Genomic DNA, 17,778 nt, shown 5'->3' with positions numbered 1-17,778 from the left:
AAGAGGAGAGGGATTACGAATATTTTTGAGATAAGTCATAGAAATTTAAATTTCCACCTGATTTTCACACTTGAGGGTACTCCATATGTGCCTGAGAGCTGTATAAAAATGGGGTTCTAAGCAACATCTTATTCCATTAAATGCCCGATTGTTGAAGATGAGCACTTTTTAAAGCCTTACTGGGCAATGATAGCAAGCTGTAAAATAATAAAAACCACAGTGACATGGACTGTGGCTACATGAACGTTTTATGCATCATCCGTATGTTTGAGTAATGGAAAATAGTCAGCCCAACAGCTCAAGATATTCCATATGCATAATCCAGCAATTATACAAATGATCCCAGCAGAAACAGCACACCATATACAGAGCGCTTTGATTACAAAAATACTGACAGTCATAAGGTACACGCTAAATGCTAATGCACTCATTATCATTAGGCAGAAGGATAAAAACCCCCATCGTTTATCAATCAAAGGTAAATTTATTAATAGCATGGAATAGCCAATTATCCCCAGAAGCGATACAGGCATTCCATGAAACCTGCTATAAGGACTTTCATTCACTTTCATGCAGCTGGTGCTATCAATTATAGGACAGGCAATTGGGACATTCAGTAAACTGCTAAGATAAAGATATGTACTAACACAAAACCCGATAACTAGAAATAAGAGAAACAAACCTTTAAGATTATTCCAATTCTGTTTCAATGTACTTGAGAAACTCCTCTTTTTTTAATGTCCCTTGAAACTTTTGTCCATTAATAATAGTTGTCGGAGTTGATGTAATTCCGAGTTTTTTCACTTCAGATTCCAATTTCCCTTTAATCTTGACAGGATTCTTTTCTTGGAGATTTGCGTTCTCAAAATACCTTTCAAGTTCACCTGCATTTTTTTCACTCCATTGTTCCTGTTCTTTAAACACCCTATTTATTACACTGAGCTGGCTGTCCTTATCTGAAATAGCATTGACTCTTTCATTTACAATTTCAGCATTTTTATAAGCTTCAATAGATACATGCTTCATCAGATAGTAGAGCTTTCCATCGTTAATTAGTCTTTCCACTTCCTCATTAAGTTCTGAATGCTGCTCTTTGCAGTATGTACATTGAAAATTTGTATATTCTATCAATGTTATTGGGGCATCCGAGTCACCGAAAGCATACCCATTTTCAATTAATTCTTCACTACTTATTTTAGTTGAAGCTACCGAAGAATTTGAAGACATTAATAGGTTGCCAACTCCTGCTATAAACAAGAGAATTGTAATGATTACCAGACATGCTATTATCTTTCTATTTTTCATTTGCATTAGCCATTCTCGATTTAATCATTTGGGAGATAGAAAACAGGATGATGAAAAACAAGGTTGTGATTCCAAACAGGTATATCATTCCCTCTGAGGCTTCCAAATTAAAGCTTGCAGGCTCTTTAGTAATTTCTAATTTATAGAAATCACCTAGACTGAATGATTGAAATGTAAAAAGAGAATATAGCGTAATAACTGTAAAGAAAATAGCCATTAGTATGAGTGAAACTATTACAGCTGAAAATAAAACTTTCGTATACATCTTCATATCTATTTCCCCGTTTCGTATAACTAAAATGAGTAGCGTTTTTTTCTGAGTTTAGAAGGAGGCGATGTACTTTTGTTATGCTGATCAAAAATTTCATTATACAATTTACTTCCGTCATTAAAGAAAGGCAGCAAATTTAACAAATGAAGCAAAAAAATGCCAGAACAAACCAAACCCACTAAATGGAAAAACGGATCAGAAATCATCAAACATGCCCAGGCCCCAGCTATTCCGAAACCTCCGGTTATCATTGGTCCGCTGACGGCCACAATAAGCTGTTCATTTACCGCAGGACGAATGATCTTAAAACTCATAAATCCAATCTTTAAAAAGCCAATTGAATTTTTTTGCAGGCTGCGCCTCAAAAAGTAAAGATGTGAGGTTTCATGGATACTGATGCTTACCGCGATAGCAAAAAATATGCAAAGGCTATAAAAAATCACAGTCATCGCTTCAGCTTCTTTGCTTACTATAAATGGAATGGAGCTTAACAGCGTAACTATTACCATAAGAGGGAGGAGCTGAGCTGCACACCTTACTAAAACAAACAAAACCATTGCAGGAAATGAAAGGGTTTGGATGTTATATCGTTTAGCAGATGGAATATATTTTCGATTTGTTAATGTCACAAAGTAAGACAAAAGTGTATCTTGCAGTTTATTGGAAAAATTTATAAGATGATGCTGTTCGAGCAGGCTGAACACATTCATCAAGTCTTTTTCAATTTGTTTTTTCTTTACATCAGAAAAATGATCATGAATTTCCTCAATCAGATCCTCAATTGTCTTCTTGCCATCTATCTTGGAGAGCATATAAAAAGCCATACGGTCAATTTTATGCTGTTTCTCCAAACCTAAATCTTCAATACAATTCTCCTTTAGCACGACATCAACAGGAAACGCTGGAATGCTTTTATTAGTCAGCATATTTTCTCTTCCACCCATCAATAACATATAAAGATAAACTAAAGACTGCAATTAGAAAAAGAATGATATATTGATAAATTGATTGGGGGACGTATTCGAGTCCCTTATAAATAAGCAGGAATGCAGGCAATGCAATCAGACTTCCACCTACTGCGGTAAATGCTGTAGAATAAGGATGTTTTGGTGAGTAGGGAAAAATGACACCAATCATATAAGCCGCAGTCGTAACCAATATGCCGATCGGCAAATATTTATAAAACTCAAGTATAGGTAAAGGATATGACATTTTAAAAACAATAAACAGGATCGTTGCTAGCCCGATAGAAAGAAACATATTAGCAATCAGCTTTGCATATATCCATTTTTTCGAAGAATAAGGAATTGCGTTCCACATTAAAAATGTCTTTTGTTCTCTTCCATAAGAGCTGTAGCTCAAGAAGCTGCTCATGATCCAAATTGGAATGGGCAAAAGAACATAGTAGCTGCTGAGATCCAGGACGAATGCGAGAAACAGACTAATTGTTGACAAAACGATAACATATAAGATATTTTCAGAGTTTCTGATGGTTTCCTTGAATTCTTTCACAGCAAATGAGAGAAACTTGTTTTTTGAGAAAGGAAGACGTTTAAGAAATGCAATCCCAGATGAATCTTTTAAGGAAGAAGGCAACAGTACACAGCAGAGAAACACTAGAAAGATAAATAGGGCCAATAAATGGACCATGACCACATAACCTGCTTGAAAATCACCGAAAAGATTTGAAACAATAGTCAGATTTATAAGCATTAGATATAAAAAGTTGTACTCCATGTTTACGTATAAACTTTGGAACATATTCAAATCAAGAGTCAAAAATAAGATTCCTAAAATGGCAAACCCTGCTGATGACACACTAAGCGCCCTGTTAAATGGAAGATTCAGCAAGTGGCCTGTCAGATAATTCACACCTTCAAAAACAATTAATGTTGTAAAGAGAATCATGGTAATCTGCAAAAACATGCTGCCAAATAACACAATTGTTTGCAAAAATGTAAATTTCAGCGCTAAAGTCATAGTTAAAAGAATTGGCACATAAAAAACGGATAAAAGAAAGGTTACTATGATAAGCAACGGAAGGTAGTATCCCGCTTTTCTTTGAAAAGCAGTTAAAGGCAGCCATAGCATACTGAGTTCAATATTATTACGTTCAGGAGAAATAAGCAGCAGCATATTAAGGGAAATGCTTGTTAGCAAAGATAGATTAATGAATAAGGCAACAAAAATAACGGGAATCATCCTTGGATCCGTTAATCCAAATGATTCTATAAATGGATATAAAGCCTGTTTTGTTAATAAAAGTAAAAGTGCAAATAATAGAATGGCTGTCATTGGAATAATAATCTTCAAGAAAGGATTTTGAACGATCAGCTGTTTATAATGATTTTTCCAAGTTAGGTAGATAATCTTAGAGATTTCCAATGACTTTATCAATTTCGATTCCTCTTTCTGATAAACCTGAAGCTGCCATGAATACATCTTCAAGTTGATTCATTGAATACTTGCGTAATAAATCCTTAATTTTCCCATCTTCCACCAGTTCGGCTTTTGAGATAATTCCAACCTTATCACACAGAGATTGAGCAGAAAGCAGATCATGTGTGGCAATAAGAATAGCTGTATTCTTCGCCCTGTAATGCCCCAAAAGCTTTTTAAAGATAATCACTGCCTCAGGATCTAATCCCCTAAAAGGTTCATCTAGAATCAGCAGCTTAGGCTGATGAAGAATAGCTGCTATAAATTGCAGTTTTTTCTTCATTCCATGAGAATATCCCCCTATCAATGAGTGCATTGCATCTTCAATTCTGAATATCTTCACCAATTCTTTCATTGCATAATCATCATCAACTTCATACATCTTCATCATAAAGGACAAGTATTCAAATCCTGTTAATGTTTCTGGAATTAATAATTCGTCTGGAACATAACCAAATTGGCTTCTTGCGGCTAAAGAAGAACCTTTTAATCCATTTATTGTTATTTCACCGGTATCCGCCTTAGAAAAATTGGTTATCATATTTATTGTAGTCGTTTTTCCTGAACCATTTGGACCAATTAATCCATAAATTTCACCAGTTTTCACCTGAAAAGATACCTGATCAACAGCTATAACCTTTTTATTGTAAACTTTGGAAATATTGTCTACCTTTAAGATGTCTATCACTCTTTTCAACCTCTTTACTGGATTTTATTTAATAAAATTGTTATAATATAACTCTAAATTGTAAATAAGATGTTAGTAATTGATAAAGGTGTAAAGAGAGGGTGACAAAACACCAGGTCGAATTGTTGATTTGTCTCCCCCCTTTTTGCAACTATTTACATCCTATTCTGAATTTCCAGCCTCCGCCTTCTACTTGCTCAAGCGTTCCTTCGAAGCTGCTGCGCGCGTACATAAAGCACCATGCAATTGCACCTAGAATCAGTGTGGCTCCAAGCGCTAATAATACATAACCAGCTACAATAAAGAATGCTACTAGATCTTCAACCGTTTGCGTATTGTCCATCTCCATTTTAGGAGATGCATAGCTTGTAAGTTCCAAAAGATTACCTCCCTTCTCTTCATAAAATATATGTACCTTTATTTGCAAGAGGGTACTTCTACACTCTACTAAAATTGGAAATATTTATCTATCCATTATTACCATTTTAAGGATAATTACCTACAGAAAACTATTCCATTTAACCAGATAATAATTTTGAATCTTTTCATTATTGGGTATTATTTACTCTTAAATGATAAATAATTATTTCTTTTTGATGTATAAATCAGCTTCAGCTTTACCAAACCTTATGATTTAGTTGAGTGAAACAGCTGCTCTTCTCAACCTTAACTCATATGAGCAAGGTCTTCTTTTTTGATGAGTTCTACTAATTTCTTTTATCTTTGGTTTCCCTTTTGAAGCATAAGCCCCTAATATTGAACAAGGAAACTAACTTATGTGCAGATCTACCCCATACTTGTATAGGTTTAATTTCTTCGCAATAGTTTGCGAAGAGAAGTTATCCCAAGCTGTACTATAAAGTGGATATAAAGCTGCTTTTCTAATTTCGTTTGCCCAGGCAATTACACTACTTGTCCCATATCCACAACCTTGATAAGAATCCAAAGTTTCTACGCTTGCCTCAGCACCTCTTGAACTCTTTCTTGCACTGCAGCAGACAGAAACTGCTATTCCGTTCTGAATAATGGCATAAACGGGCTGTCTCTTTTCAAAATGCTGAATAAGATTTGGGAATCCCATTCGCAATAACTCTTTATTATCGTTCGTTATTTTAATTGCATTTGAAGTCATATTAAAATTTTCAGGGAAAACATAGGCAGGACCCATCCATATCTTATTTATCTGTTTTAACTTACTTACATTCATAATTAAGTTCCCAAGCTCTATGTTATTTTGATTGTTATTTACTACTTCAAATATCTTTATTTTATGATGATCCGGAAAAGTTTTGTTGAACCGAATGACGTTGCCTTCTTTTGTACGACCCAAAAAGAAGAAAGGTGCTATTAAATCGGTTGACTCATTTATTTCTGTTATTCTCTTTAAATGATCAATTTTAAATAAGACTTCTGTCTGTATTTCCATAAGTTCATAGTCTTTATACAATCTTTGTCCCCCTATTTTCAAAATGTTGCTCAAGTCTATCCAAAAGGACTATTACCTTGTGCTGTAATCGACACCATTTGTCGAGCTAATTTTGATCCTCTCATTGCTGCTGATTAACATTGAAATAAACGTAAGTTACAACAGGCAAGACGCTTAACAAAATGCCTAACGAAATAAGAATTTTATTCTCACCTCTTCTAAAAAGTCCAATCACAGAAACAATGAGTTGAATTAATATAATTGCTAATATGATTTCCATTTTGATCATAACGAAAATTAAATACCATATGAATATGCCTAAGGTTAATGATAGAACACTAAAGATGGGTAAATCTTTCAAAAATAAAACCGCCTGTACCAATGAGCTTCTTCAACAATCCTGCCCTTTCGTATTATAAGGTCAATGGACTGTTATTTCTGCGCCTGATAAAAAAGATAAAGGAATGACACAGAAAGAATTAGCAGAGTTTATTGATATCATTAAAAACGAAAGATAAGGCCCGCATATTCTCATGCAGGCCGCTTTTCCCTATTTAAAATATCATAGCCTTCCTTTTGCTAGACTCCCACCTTCACAATTAGCTTTGTCGTATTCGACTCGACAGCAGCCAAGATGACATCCTGCGACCTCATTCCTTCTTCACTCGTAATTATTGGCGTCTCTCCATTCAGAATACAGTCCACAAAGTGATCGATGACATGTGACTTTGTCTGGCCGCCTTTTCTGTTGGACTCTATCCATTCTAGTGCGCAGTTGACAACTTCACCAGTTTTGTATTGAGCGACGAGCGAATAGGCAGGATCATCCTCTAAACGAAGCATTCCTTTCTCACCATAAATTAAGGTGGAGTTGTCTCCTCCTGCAATTCAGGACAGATGTATGAATTTTGCATTTCATAATGCCTGCCAAGAGAAGCCGACTCATGAAAACCATGCATGATTTCAAGTACATGAAAAGCTAGATCTCCCGACGCACGGTGGTGCCGTCTATTCAATATAGCATCTGCCATGTCTTCAATCCCTAGGCCACGCAGGTTCTCAACTGCTTTGGAAACCAGCTCTTGCTCTACCCACTGATCCGTTCCTTTACGGTTAAGCTTTACCGGCCCAGCAAACGTGTTCGGATCCGGAACAGAAATCGATCCCTTCCGTTCCGTAGATTTCAATAAACGGCGTTTGTGTGGCCAGCACATTAAAGCTTGTGATGATGGTGCCGATCGCTCCGCTTTTGAACTCCACATTCCCAGAAATATGGGTCGGTGTCTGAACTGGTATTTTCTTTCCTGCATCCTCTCCCGTCATAATCGTTCGTTCTAAAAAGGGAATGCCGGCAGAAGCGGTAACCCGCTTAACCGGGCCCATAAGAGAAATAAATGCCGTTAAGTAGTAAGGACCCATGTCATACATCGGACCTCCGCCAAATTGATAAAAGAACGCAGGATTCGGATGCCAGTTCTCCGGTCCTCTCTTAAGCATAAAAGCGGTAGCTGCAACTGGCTGGCCGATTGCACCTTTCTCAATGAGCGTCCGGCACGTCTGAAGTCCTGCTCCTAGAAACGTGTCAGGCGCTGCACCTATCAATAAGCCATTCTTTTTGGCTGTAGCCAACAATTCTTTACCTTCTTGAATAGAAGCGCTGAGCGGTTTTTCCACATAGACATGCTTCCCAGCTTTCAAGGCCTGTAGACACAATGTATAATGTCCGCCAGGTGGTGTTAAGTTAAGTTCAGTACAATATCAATTTCCTCATGACAGATTAATTCATCAACCGAGAGTACATAAGGAATGCCATGTTCCTCCGCCTTCTGTTCCACCCGCCCGCGTTCCAAATCGGCAACAGCAATGACATCTAAATGCTCGAAACGACTGCAGTTTGTTAAATAAATATCACTGATTACACCACAGCCAATCAATCCAATGTTTATTTTTTTCAAGGTGTCACTCTCCTGCCTATTACTCTTTTACTGCTCCTCCAGCCAAGCCTTTCACCACTTTTTCCTGCGAAAAAAGATAGACGACAAGGATAGGCAGACTTGCCAGTGTAAGTGCGGCCATTAAGCCCGGAATATTAACGGAAAATTCTCCTTTAAAATCCTGTAAACCGAGTGGCAAGGTCATGTTTTCCGGACTTGAGATCAGCACAAGCGCAAATATAAATTCATTCCATAAATGAATAAAGTTATAGATTAAAACGGTCATTAACGCCGGTGTAAGCATCGGCAAAATCACACGCCAGAAAATGCCGAAGTGATTGCAGCCGTCAATTTTTGCAGCTTCCTCTAGGGACACCGGAATCTCTTGCATGAATTGCGTCAGAATAAAGATGGAAATTGGAAGACTGAATGCAATATATGGACCAAGCAGCGCCCAGATTGTGTCGTACATCCCCATGCTTTCTGAAAGCTTAAAGATAGGAATTAATGTCGCATGGATTGGAAGCATCATGCCGGCAATAAAAAGCAGGAACACGACGCGATTCAACTTGAATTTCATCCTGCTTAAAGGATAACTCGCCAATGCAGCGATCAGCATTACTGCAAATACAGCTACTACTGACACGAGGATGCTGTTTAGAAAATAACGGGACAGTCCCATTTCAAATACACTCTTATAGTTTTCAAGGGTAAAGGAAGAAAAAAGAGAATACGGTTTTTCGAAGAACTCTGTTCGGCTTTTTAAACTGGTCGAAATCATATAAAGAAAAGGAAAGCCTGTAAACACAAGAAGAATAATGGCAATCACGTACAGAGGGATTTTTTTTATCGCTAAATTCATGCATAGGCTCCTTTCTTCTTCCGGTAAAAATCAAGTGCCTGAATGATGATGGTCACTATCATCGCAAGGAAAAACATGACAAACCCTATTGCACTGGCATATCCCATGTTAAAGTTCACAAATGCCTGCTTGAACATGTATGTTCCAAGCAGCTCAGTTCCGTGGTTTGGTCCGCCACCCGTCATAACATAGAAAATATCAAACGCCTTGAGCGATCCGACAATCGCCAAGATGGAAGAACTGATAATCGTAGGCATTAACAGCGGAAAGGTGATACGGAAAAACTTCGTGAACGCATTCGCACCATCGATCTCTGCTGCTTCATAAAGCTCTTCCGGAATACCAACGATTGCTGCTTTAAACAGAATCATATAAAACGGAGAAAACTGCCATACGATAACAAGTAAAACCGCAAACATGGCCGTACGGGATTTGCTCAGCCATTCAACGTTTTCAAAACCTAAAAAACTCACGAGCTGGTTAATGATTCCATTCAACGGATCAAGCATGAGCACCCATAGGAGTCCAACTGCCACAGTGGAGATTAAGAATGGAAAAAAGTAAACACCGCTGAACAGCCGGATGCCTCGGATTGGTGCAAGCAGCATAAGCGCCATAATCAGTCCAAGAGGAATCTGTACAAAAACTGAGGTCAGCACGACCCAAGTGTTATTCGTCAATGACGTCCAAAAAATGCTGTCACTCAATAAATTGACATAGTTCTGCAGTCCAACATATGTGCCCGCACCCACACCGTCCCACTCGTAAAAACTGTAGAGCAAGGTCGAGAAAATCGGGTACAGAACATAAATGACATAAATGATAATTGCCGGAGCTAGAAACAGACTGATGGTTACAAACTTGTTCAATGATTTACTCTTTGGTCTCACAGCCGGCTGCACAACCTTCTTCGCCGTTGGTATTCCTTTTAATTGCGTTTCCACGTCATCCCTCCTCAACGTTTAACAAATGAAAGGATCAAAGGGGTCATAGCCCCTTTGGCACCTCAGCAATTACTCCTTCTTCAGATCTTCCTTGGCTTTTTGCTCCATTTTTTCCGCTGCTTCTTCCGGGGTCATATCAAGACCGAACACTGCTTGCGTTGTATCTTTGTGGAGCTCTGCAAGCTCTGGTGGAAGTGTCTGGTCATATGGCATCTGAAGGTGGGTAGCATTTTTTACCACATCGTAAAAACGTTTAGTGAATGGATCTGTTGGAACGACATTGTCCACCGCTGTTAATGAACCAGTGCGGTCAACATACTGCTGGGCGGTTTCCGTGCTGCTCAGCTCCTTGGCAAGTTTAATTGCCAGCTTCTGGTTTTTGCTGTTTTTTGCAACAGACCATACCGGACTCGCTGATGCGCCAATATGGGTTTGATCGCCTTTGCCGCCATCCACTGTCGGGAATACAAAGAAATCCAGCTTACTTTCAAAATCAGGAGCTTCTTCTTTCATGTTGTTCACAAACGAAATGGTCATATCGGTCATCGCAGCCTTGCCGGAATACATGAGCTGGCGCCCTTGTCCTTCATCGTAGGGAAGACCATTAAAGCCTGAGTTAAACGCTTTCATTTTTACCATTTCCTGAATAAGTTCTCCCGCTTTCAGATAAGCCGGATCATCAAAGCCTTTTCCAGTCCGGTGGAACGCACTGTCAAATAGCTCAGGGCCGCCTATACGGCTCGCAAAGTTCATCAAATAGTACGCACCTGGCCACTTAGTTTTATTCGCCAACGCAATTGGAATGATGTCATTTTTGTTGAGGGTATCAACAATCTTAAGCCACTCATCGTATGTCTCTGGAGGGGTTAACCCGTATTTCTTGAAAATGTCTTTGTTGAAGAATACAACATCAATGGATAAGCCGAGCGGCAATCCGAACACTTTGTTATCATACGTTGAATTGTCCAGAGCCAGTTTGTTGAAATGATCTTTGTCAGTATCGGCAGTAATGTCAAGCACCTTATCTTGATCTACAAAATTCTTCAGCCAGCCTCCGCCCCAGCTTACAAATACGTCTGGAGCACGGTCGCCAGACATGGCAACGGAGAGCTTCTGTTTGTAGGCATCGTTTGGAATCTGCAGCATTTTCACTTTAACGTCCGGATGCTCTTTTTCAAAACGCTCCACGGCTTCCTTGTACACTTTTTCTTTCTCTCCCGGATCAATCTGCCAGAACTCTAGCGTCTGTTTCCCTTTGGAACCTGATTCATTTACTGACGATTCCTTCGCACCCCCGCCGTTTAAACCGCATGCGGATAACAACATAACCGCAACAATACTTAACGTCAACACTACTCTTTTCACAGCTATCCCCTCTTTTCTCATTTAAAATAGCGGTTACACCTTTATGTAGTTCTTTGTAAGGTATTGAAAACTTATTTCGATGCTATCAAGCGGTGAGCGTCGGCTCTGATCTTGCTCTACAATCCACCAATTCACTTTGGATGATTCTCCTTTGTTTAAAATTGCTTCCAGATTCACGCCGCCTGTACCAAGCTCCGCAAAGAACTGTTCGCCTTCGGTGGTCATATCTTTCAAATGAACAAGTGGTGTTCTTCCCTGATATTTTTCCAGCCACTTCACTGGGTCTTCTCCTGCTTTGGTCAGCCAGTACACATCAAACTCCGCTTTCACCCAATCATGATTTGTTTCTTCAAGCAGCAGTTCAAGTGGCTTTATGCCATCAGACAAAGGCTGAAGTTCAAAATCATGGTTATGATAGGCGAACGATAATCCTTCTTTATGACATGTTTCACCAATGGAATTCAGGATGGATACAAGCTCACGGTAATCCTGCTCACTTCGCCGCTCTGGCGGGAGGAACGGACAGACAATGTATTTGTTTCCAATGACGTGCTGATATTCTATGACAGAATTCAAATCCAACTCCAATGTCTCTAAGGGAATATGGCTTGATGCTGGCTTAAGTCCGAAATCATCCAGCGCCTTTTTCAGCTCTGATGCTTCCAGTCCGCCATATCCGGCGAACTCAACGCCATCGTATCCGATATTAGCAACCTTTTTCAGCGTCCCAATAAAATCTTTTTCTGTTTCATTTCGCAGCGTGTACATTTGCAGTGCCACAGGTATGCGTTTTGACATTTCAACCTCTCCTCTTCTAAAACTATTATTTTATTAAATGTAATCAGTTACATTTTCAATTAACCTCAAACCCTCTATTTCAAAAGTTATTCAGTTTTCGAAAAATGAAACCGATTACAATATTAATCATCATTTAGAAGTTTTGCACCGCATGAATCACGAATAATCAATTCGCTCTCTAGTACATATTGCCTTTTTGTCATCTCAACTCCAGTAATCTGATGAAGCAACAGTTCAGCTGCTTTTTTGCCCATCTCAAACATCGGCTGAGCTATTGTGGTTATTCCTGGATCATAAATAGCTGAAAGCTTAATATTATCAAATCCCACAACTGCAAGATCCTCAGGAGCCGAAAGACCGTAATCTTTCGCCGCCTTGATCACGCCTGTTGCCATTTCATCATTCGCAGAAAATACAGCAGTCGGCGGATGTTCCAGCGCCAACATCTTGGTCATCTGGTTGTAGCCGGATTCATGGGAGAAATCTCCCTCCTGTATTAAGATATTATCCACATCCAGGTTATTTTGCAAAAGTGCCTGACGATACCCTTTCAGACGGTCCTGGCTCACCTGAAGATGAAGTGGGCCTGTGATATGAGCGACTCGGGAGTGACCTAGTTTGATGAGATGCTCAGTTGCCGTTCGAGCGCTGCTCACATTATCAATGCTGACAGTTGGAATGGCGATGCCTTCGAGATAGTCCGCCGTAAGAACGACCGGATACTGTTTCATCACTTCAGCTATGATTCCTTTATCCATTCGGGCAGACAGCAAAATCATTCCGTCCACCTGGCGCTGTTTTAGGTGATCAAGGTATTCATATTCCTTTTCCACCTGTTGATTTGTGTTTGCGAGCAACACACGGTAACCATTCTCTCCTGCGGCATGCTCAATCCCGCCAAGAATATGAGAAAACACCGTATTCATGATGTTCGGAACAACGACCAGGATCGTATTGGTCTCACTTCTTCTGAAATGCCGTGCCAAAATATTCGGTTGATAATTCAGCTGCTCAATGATCGCCAACACCTTATCCCGCGTAGCCTTCTTCACCGTTTCTGGGTTCCTCAGCACCCTCGAAACCGTAGCTTTTGAAACATTTGCTCTCTCTGCAACATCGTTCATCTTTACCATTGGTGCATCCCCTATACTACTGAAATTGAATCTATAAAATGTAACCGGTTACATAGAGTATAACATAAACTGTCAGAATTTAAAGATAATTCATTAAAAAACTATTAATATAGTCCGTATTTCCTCTTCAGGGGGGTTACCCCCTCATTTTTTTCTTCTATATAATCCTTTAGTTCCATAGGAACTATCTACCCTTTACCAGAGGAATGTGGCCATCCTCTGTTTAAGCTAGAAACATTTCGCACATCTAATCTGCCCTTTACTTAAAAAGAAGAGAGAACGTTCTCGTTCCGTTATTGAGTAGTTCCATCTAGTTCTGCACAATAAAAAAGCCAGCATTATTTTTGCTGACATCTGATTCTATGTTTAATTGTAATACAATATAAAAAGAAAAAATTTTCAGATGCTACTCATAGCAAGTAGAAATGTACCATTAAAAGTAAAAAACTTATGCCCACTTTAGTAACCATTTTATCTAACACACCCTATCTTCAATAGAATATTGTTGTCTTCATCGTTACAATTTAAAGTTAACATAATTATATTTAGCTAATGTTTATTGATTATAAATACTTTATTAATTTTGTAAACGCGCCCGTTTGTTGAAGATCCTTAACTCTATGAGTTATTTTCTACCCATATTATTGAACTCATTAACTTCCTTCCAAGTTCTATTATCTTAGTTTCAAATTCTATATCATAATTTTCAACTCGATCTTGAGAGATACTTAGTTGTCATCTCCAATTACTACTTATATCAAATTAGGTCTATTCTTATTCAACAATCAAGCCCTTTACCTTAAAAAGAAGAGGCGACACTTTGTTAAGCAATCGCCTCCGATTATGGAAGATTATTATCTTTTCTTATAGAAGATAAGCACCCGAAGCTATTAAATCTGCATTTTCTTATACCGCCTAGGTTTCACGAAATAAGCCTTTGTCCATTTCAATTCAAATGAAGAATACATATCTTATTATATATTCAAAGAAAGGAGGCAATCTCATGTCTAGTATAACAACCGGTCCATTTCGTGTTCCAGTATCTTTTCCCGGTGGCAGTCCTTCGCGTCTAATTATCACTTTAAAGAACCATACAGATAAGGTTAAAGATGTTAGAGTAGTAGTTCAGGAATGTCCTGCACCTACTCAACCACTATTTCCGTCAGGTGCAAGATGCGTAGTGTCAAATGAAACTCCTGAAATAGTAATCTGTGATGAAGATATCGTTTTGGGCAGTCAATCATGTCGTCAAGTATTTGTTGATGTTGCAATAAGAAATATTTACAGAGTTACTGTTATCGGCAAAATAAAAGAGAACGAAAAAGATGTTGAAGTTAGTGTAGTAGGTTCAGATATAAATTTACAATTCCATGAACCTACCATGTTTTTCCGTCATGAAGACTTTGTCAAGGCTGACGATAAGTAACATACCGCCTTACCATTATCAAAGAGATTATAACCTTAGTCAGATATAGCCAACACATGACTAAGGTTGTTTTAATTTTCTCGTAAACGAACCCGATTCGCCATTTTTATATTCTAGTAATTGTAAGTATTGTTAGTTTGATTTTCTTCTTGAACTAACTAACTTGCTTCTTTACTTCAATAAGAAGAGACGACACTTTATTAAGCAATCGCCCCCGATTGTTGAATAACGCAATTCAGCATACATATTCGATATAAGCAGATAATAACCTGAATACTTCAACTAAGAATAGTAAAGGAAGTGGTTATTATTAGGAACATCGTGCTAGTATTGGACCTCTAATTAAACCAGCAAATGCAATCGATAGTGTTGCTTCCGGTGTGCTTAAGACCAATTATTTCAAAATTAGTTGATTAACACTATCTTCTATTCCATTAAAAAGGACACTAACCTTATTACAGATAAGCGCCCAAGTTTTAACTTTTTTCACATCAACTACTATAAAACGTTCACAAATAAGCAGCATATCTTCTGAAAATTCACGTCCTATTGCACTTAGTTCATTTCTAAAGAATTTTTCATGAGCTTCTCTCCAATATTGGTATGTTCTATCCCCTTCTCCTTCTGCAATAGCAAACTCTTCAGACACTTCGTTCATCGGCGTTAATGTGACTTCCACCGTTTTAATGATTGCTAAAGGCTTGTCTTCACTGTTTAAAATAATGCTATAATCCTCTATTGTTGGAACCGGTTCATTTTCCAACTCATAAAAAATATAACCAGAACATGTTGCTGTTTTTATACCATCTATCACTAATTGAGCTAGATGATCTGGATTAGCTCCAAATTGCCATGCACTAACTGACTGAGGTTTTTCTTGACCTTTCCAATGTTCATTCCAGTAAGCCTGAGCTGCCTTATTCATTATGTAGCCCTCCGTAACCCCAAACGTAAATTTGCTTAGAGATAATTTTATCAACTTGGATGTTTATTAATTAGAAAGAGCGATTGCAGTGTGCTGCAGCCGCCCCCGTTTGTTGAGCTAGTTGAGAATTAATTCTCCTTTTTGAAATTGAAGCCTGTCCCTTCTTTTTGTGAAACAAATCCCGCTGAAATTGATGTATTTTCTACCATAGTTTGTTCATCTGCTGTGATTACAGTAGTAATATCTTTTACTTTATATGAGTCTTTCTCTCTCATTTCTTGTTCTTCTACTGATACAACTCTGATTTTATCCTCATCTTCCACGTATACTTGACCTTTGTAATCATTTTCTGAAAATGGGTAAACATTAGCTAAAGCCTTTGGGTTTTCCAAATCTTTCTTTATTCCAATTGATAGTGTAAGAACTGCTACAGCACCAATAACTAATACCGATTTTCTTATCATAAAAAAGCCCCCTTTTAGATTTGCATTGCATTATATTGTAAATAATACCACAAAAATACAAATATTTCTTATTCAACAATCCTGCCCTTTACTTCAATAAGAAGTGGCGACACAATCGCCCCCGATTATTGAATAAGTAAGTTTTATATTAAGAAAACTTATTATTCAGTTTTACTTAGTTCTTTTAAAACACTACTTTTTAGATAGTTGTATTGATTAAAGTTTGTATCCATAAAAGCCTCTTCTCTATTTGAAGGCAAATCTTCATAACTTATACTTTCATTGAATTGAGACTCTGTAAAATCATAGCGTGTATTGTGAATCATATTGTAAAAGTGCCAACCTTCAAATAAGGGGGTTTTTCGTATTTCCCCACCTAAAATGTCGTTGACTACTAATGATGTTACACCACATTGTCCTTTCGAAGGATTATCCATACTCCATTTGGAACTTGATTTAAATGACCACGTTTGTTTTAAAGCGTGTAATAACTGTGCTATTGTAACTTTATCAAGTGTACTCATTAATGGTCCCCCTATTAAAGCAGTATTACTATATTTTCTAGTACCTTATTCCATTAAACTGTCCTTTACTTTAAAAAGAAGAGGTGACACTCTGTTAAGCAATCGCCCCCGTTTGTTGAGGGAATATATTATTATTTAAAGACCTTTTTCATTTCCGATTGAAAACTATCAGTATTTTTACTCGCATCCAGATTTAGTTTTAAGAGTTCAACTGTAACTTCTTTTGATTTTACTAATCCTTCAAAACGTAAATCCTTAATCCATTCCCAGATATCTTCGAGTTTTCGCTTTAGAGAGTAAAACTCCAATGCATCTAAATCGGGATTTTCATATTCTATATATTTTTTATATTCTCTTAAAAACTGCTGAGCATAAGACTCCGTTACAATTAAAATTAAATCTTGTTCTTGTGGAGCAAGTTTTAAGCACTCCCAATCAATAAGCATCAAATTACTACCTTGCATTACATTCCAATTATGGGCATCTGCATGGGACAAAACAAACTTGTGAGGTTTGCATTTCAAAGTTTTTGATAAATACTCCATCCTGTGAATATTATCGAACAAACAACCAGCATAAGGCTTTACGACCTCATATACCGCATCAAATTTTTTATCCAGATCATTATAAATAAAAGAACTCAATAGATCGCAAAAGTCTATGTTAAAACTTTCTTTTGTTTGTTGCTCTTTCAATTCATATGGGATATTGGGAGTATTCTTGTGAAGTATTCCAATAATCTTTGCCAGTTCATTAATCTGTTCTGAATTAAGTTTCTTTTCACCAATTGTAGTGCCCTCTATATACTCTGATAGCAAGTAAACGTACTCTTCGTCTTCACATTTATTACTCTCTGCTTTCGTAAGGATTGGATTTACAATATTATTTTTTAAAACTGTTTGTTCATTCAACCACTTTACTAAGGGAGTATACCTGTCAATTGCTTTAATCCACGGTTTAACAGAAGGCTTTTTTTTGTTATAAACTTTTAAAAAATACTTTTTACTTTCATCCTCGATTAAGAAAGCTAAAGCAGACCATCCGCCTGGCTTTTGTTCAATTAAAGTTACTTTAATTCCATAGTTATCTTTTAATATAGCTACTATCCGATTATTAATTTCCATTTGTACACCTCTTCTTTAAAAGGTTTTTATTTCTATCGGGGATTATATTCATTTCATTTAATGACATTTCCTTCTTCCACAATCCTGCCCTTTGCTTCAATAAGAAGAGGCGACACTTTGTTAAGCAATCGCCCCCGATTGTTGAAAAAC

General features: G+C 37.7%; 20 protein-coding genes and 1 pseudogene. 1 reads left to right on the top strand and 20 read right to left on the bottom strand.

The window, feature by feature from the left end; translation table 11 throughout:
- Positions 1-248 precede the first annotated feature (248 nt).
- The 16 genes from K8L98_RS26850 to K8L98_RS11540 all read right to left on the bottom strand — a co-directional run bounded on the left by K8L98_RS26850 (position 249) and on the right by K8L98_RS11540 (position 13,165).
- Positions 249-680, bottom strand: a complete 432-nt coding sequence (locus K8L98_RS26850; RefSeq protein ID WP_223443338.1) for a vitamin K epoxide reductase family protein — start codon at positions 678-680, stop codon at positions 249-251.
- A 10-nt stretch (positions 681-690) separates the two neighbouring features.
- Entirely contained in the window at positions 691-1,305 is a 615-nt protein-coding gene (locus K8L98_RS11605; protein ID WP_223442605.1) for a DsbA family protein, read from the bottom strand.
- Positions 1,295-1,576 carry a hypothetical protein gene (locus tag K8L98_RS11600; protein ID WP_223442601.1) on the bottom strand — a complete coding sequence of 94 codons (282 nt, stop codon included), beginning with the start codon at positions 1,574-1,576 and terminating at the stop codon, positions 1,295-1,297. The genes K8L98_RS11605 and K8L98_RS11600 overlap by 11 nt, the downstream gene beginning before the upstream one ends.
- Positions 1,577-1,599: 23 nt before the next feature.
- A complete protein-coding gene (locus K8L98_RS11595) occupies positions 1,600-2,502 on the bottom strand; it encodes a PqqD family peptide modification chaperone (protein WP_223442598.1) in 903 nt (300 codons plus the stop codon).
- Positions 2,492-3,973 carry a hypothetical protein gene (locus K8L98_RS11590; RefSeq protein WP_223442595.1) on the bottom strand — a complete coding sequence of 494 codons (1,482 nt, stop codon included), beginning with the start codon at positions 3,971-3,973 and terminating at the stop codon, positions 2,492-2,494. Before K8L98_RS11590 ends, K8L98_RS11595 begins: the two co-directional genes overlap by 11 nt.
- On the bottom strand, positions 3,948-4,703 hold the full coding sequence (locus K8L98_RS11585; protein WP_223442592.1) for an ABC transporter ATP-binding protein: 756 nt from the start codon (positions 4,701-4,703) through the stop codon (positions 3,948-3,950). Before K8L98_RS11585 ends, K8L98_RS11590 begins: the two co-directional genes overlap by 26 nt.
- A gap of 151 nt (positions 4,704-4,854) precedes the next feature.
- Positions 4,855-5,082 carry a hypothetical protein gene (locus K8L98_RS11580; RefSeq protein WP_223442589.1) on the bottom strand — a complete coding sequence of 76 codons (228 nt, stop codon included), beginning with the start codon at positions 5,080-5,082 and terminating at the stop codon, positions 4,855-4,857.
- 390 nt (positions 5,083-5,472) lie between these two features.
- Positions 5,473-6,150, bottom strand: coding sequence for a GNAT family N-acetyltransferase (locus tag K8L98_RS11575; RefSeq protein WP_223442586.1), 678 nt, complete (start codon positions 6,148-6,150; stop codon positions 5,473-5,475).
- Between the two features lie 558 nt (positions 6,151-6,708).
- A complete protein-coding gene (locus K8L98_RS11570) occupies positions 6,709-6,990 on the bottom strand; it encodes a Gfo/Idh/MocA family oxidoreductase (RefSeq protein WP_338037040.1) in 282 nt (93 codons plus the stop codon).
- A 252-nt stretch (positions 6,991-7,242) separates the two neighbouring features.
- The gene (locus tag K8L98_RS26690) at positions 7,243-7,827 is read right to left on the bottom strand and encodes a Gfo/Idh/MocA family protein (protein WP_338037039.1); all 585 of its coding nucleotides are present in this window, start codon (positions 7,825-7,827) and stop codon (positions 7,243-7,245) included.
- A 38-nt stretch (positions 7,828-7,865) separates the two neighbouring features.
- Positions 7,866-8,084 carry a Gfo/Idh/MocA family oxidoreductase gene (locus tag K8L98_RS26685; protein ID WP_338037028.1) on the bottom strand — a complete coding sequence of 73 codons (219 nt, stop codon included), beginning with the start codon at positions 8,082-8,084 and terminating at the stop codon, positions 7,866-7,868.
- A gap of 19 nt (positions 8,085-8,103) precedes the next feature.
- Positions 8,104-8,925, bottom strand: coding sequence for a carbohydrate ABC transporter permease (locus K8L98_RS11560; RefSeq protein WP_223442582.1), 822 nt, complete (start codon positions 8,923-8,925; stop codon positions 8,104-8,106).
- Positions 8,922-9,869: a carbohydrate ABC transporter permease gene (locus K8L98_RS11555; RefSeq protein WP_223442580.1), complete on the bottom strand. Its 948-nt coding sequence runs from the start codon at positions 9,867-9,869 to the stop codon at positions 8,922-8,924. The genes K8L98_RS11560 and K8L98_RS11555 overlap by 4 nt, the downstream gene beginning before the upstream one ends.
- A gap of 69 nt (positions 9,870-9,938) precedes the next feature.
- On the bottom strand, positions 9,939-11,234 hold the full coding sequence (locus K8L98_RS11550) for an ABC transporter substrate-binding protein (protein WP_223442579.1): 1,296 nt from the start codon (positions 11,232-11,234) through the stop codon (positions 9,939-9,941).
- A gap of 33 nt (positions 11,235-11,267) precedes the next feature.
- Complete coding sequence (locus K8L98_RS11545; RefSeq protein WP_223442578.1) at positions 11,268-12,032, bottom strand: sugar phosphate isomerase/epimerase family protein; 765 nt, start codon at positions 12,030-12,032, stop codon at positions 11,268-11,270.
- Positions 12,033-12,154: 122 nt separating this feature from the next.
- Positions 12,155-13,165, bottom strand: a complete 1,011-nt coding sequence (locus K8L98_RS11540) for a LacI family DNA-binding transcriptional regulator (protein ID WP_223442576.1) — start codon at positions 13,163-13,165, stop codon at positions 12,155-12,157.
- Between the two features lie 1,003 nt (positions 13,166-14,168).
- Between K8L98_RS11540 and K8L98_RS11535 the strand changes: the two genes are divergently transcribed.
- Entirely contained in the window at positions 14,169-14,591 is a 423-nt protein-coding gene (locus K8L98_RS11535) for a hypothetical protein (RefSeq protein WP_223442575.1), read from the top strand.
- Between the two features lie 481 nt (positions 14,592-15,072).
- Here K8L98_RS11535 and K8L98_RS11530 read toward each other — a convergent pair.
- From K8L98_RS11530 to K8L98_RS11515, 4 genes and pseudogenes are all read right to left on the bottom strand, one after another.
- A pseudogene (locus K8L98_RS11530) lies at positions 15,073-15,516 on the bottom strand (ASCH domain-containing protein); the annotation flags it as partial.
- Positions 15,517-15,644: 128 nt separating this feature from the next.
- The gene (locus K8L98_RS11525) at positions 15,645-15,980 is read right to left on the bottom strand and encodes a hypothetical protein (RefSeq protein ID WP_223442574.1); all 336 of its coding nucleotides are present in this window, start codon (positions 15,978-15,980) and stop codon (positions 15,645-15,647) included.
- 161 nt (positions 15,981-16,141) lie between these two features.
- The gene (locus K8L98_RS11520) at positions 16,142-16,504 is read right to left on the bottom strand and encodes a YunG family protein (protein ID WP_223442573.1); all 363 of its coding nucleotides are present in this window, start codon (positions 16,502-16,504) and stop codon (positions 16,142-16,144) included.
- Between the two features lie 131 nt (positions 16,505-16,635).
- A complete protein-coding gene (locus tag K8L98_RS11515) occupies positions 16,636-17,628 on the bottom strand; it encodes an aminoglycoside phosphotransferase family protein (RefSeq protein WP_223442572.1) in 993 nt (330 codons plus the stop codon).
- Positions 17,629-17,778: the final 150 nt, after the last annotated feature.

This window comes from Metabacillus dongyingensis, from assembly GCF_019933155.2.
Taxonomy (GTDB): Bacteria; Bacillota; Bacilli; order Bacillales; family Bacillaceae; genus Bacillus_P; species Bacillus_P dongyingensis.
Note: the sequence above shows the minus strand (reverse complement) of the source record. Positions and strands in the feature narration are given on the sequence as shown.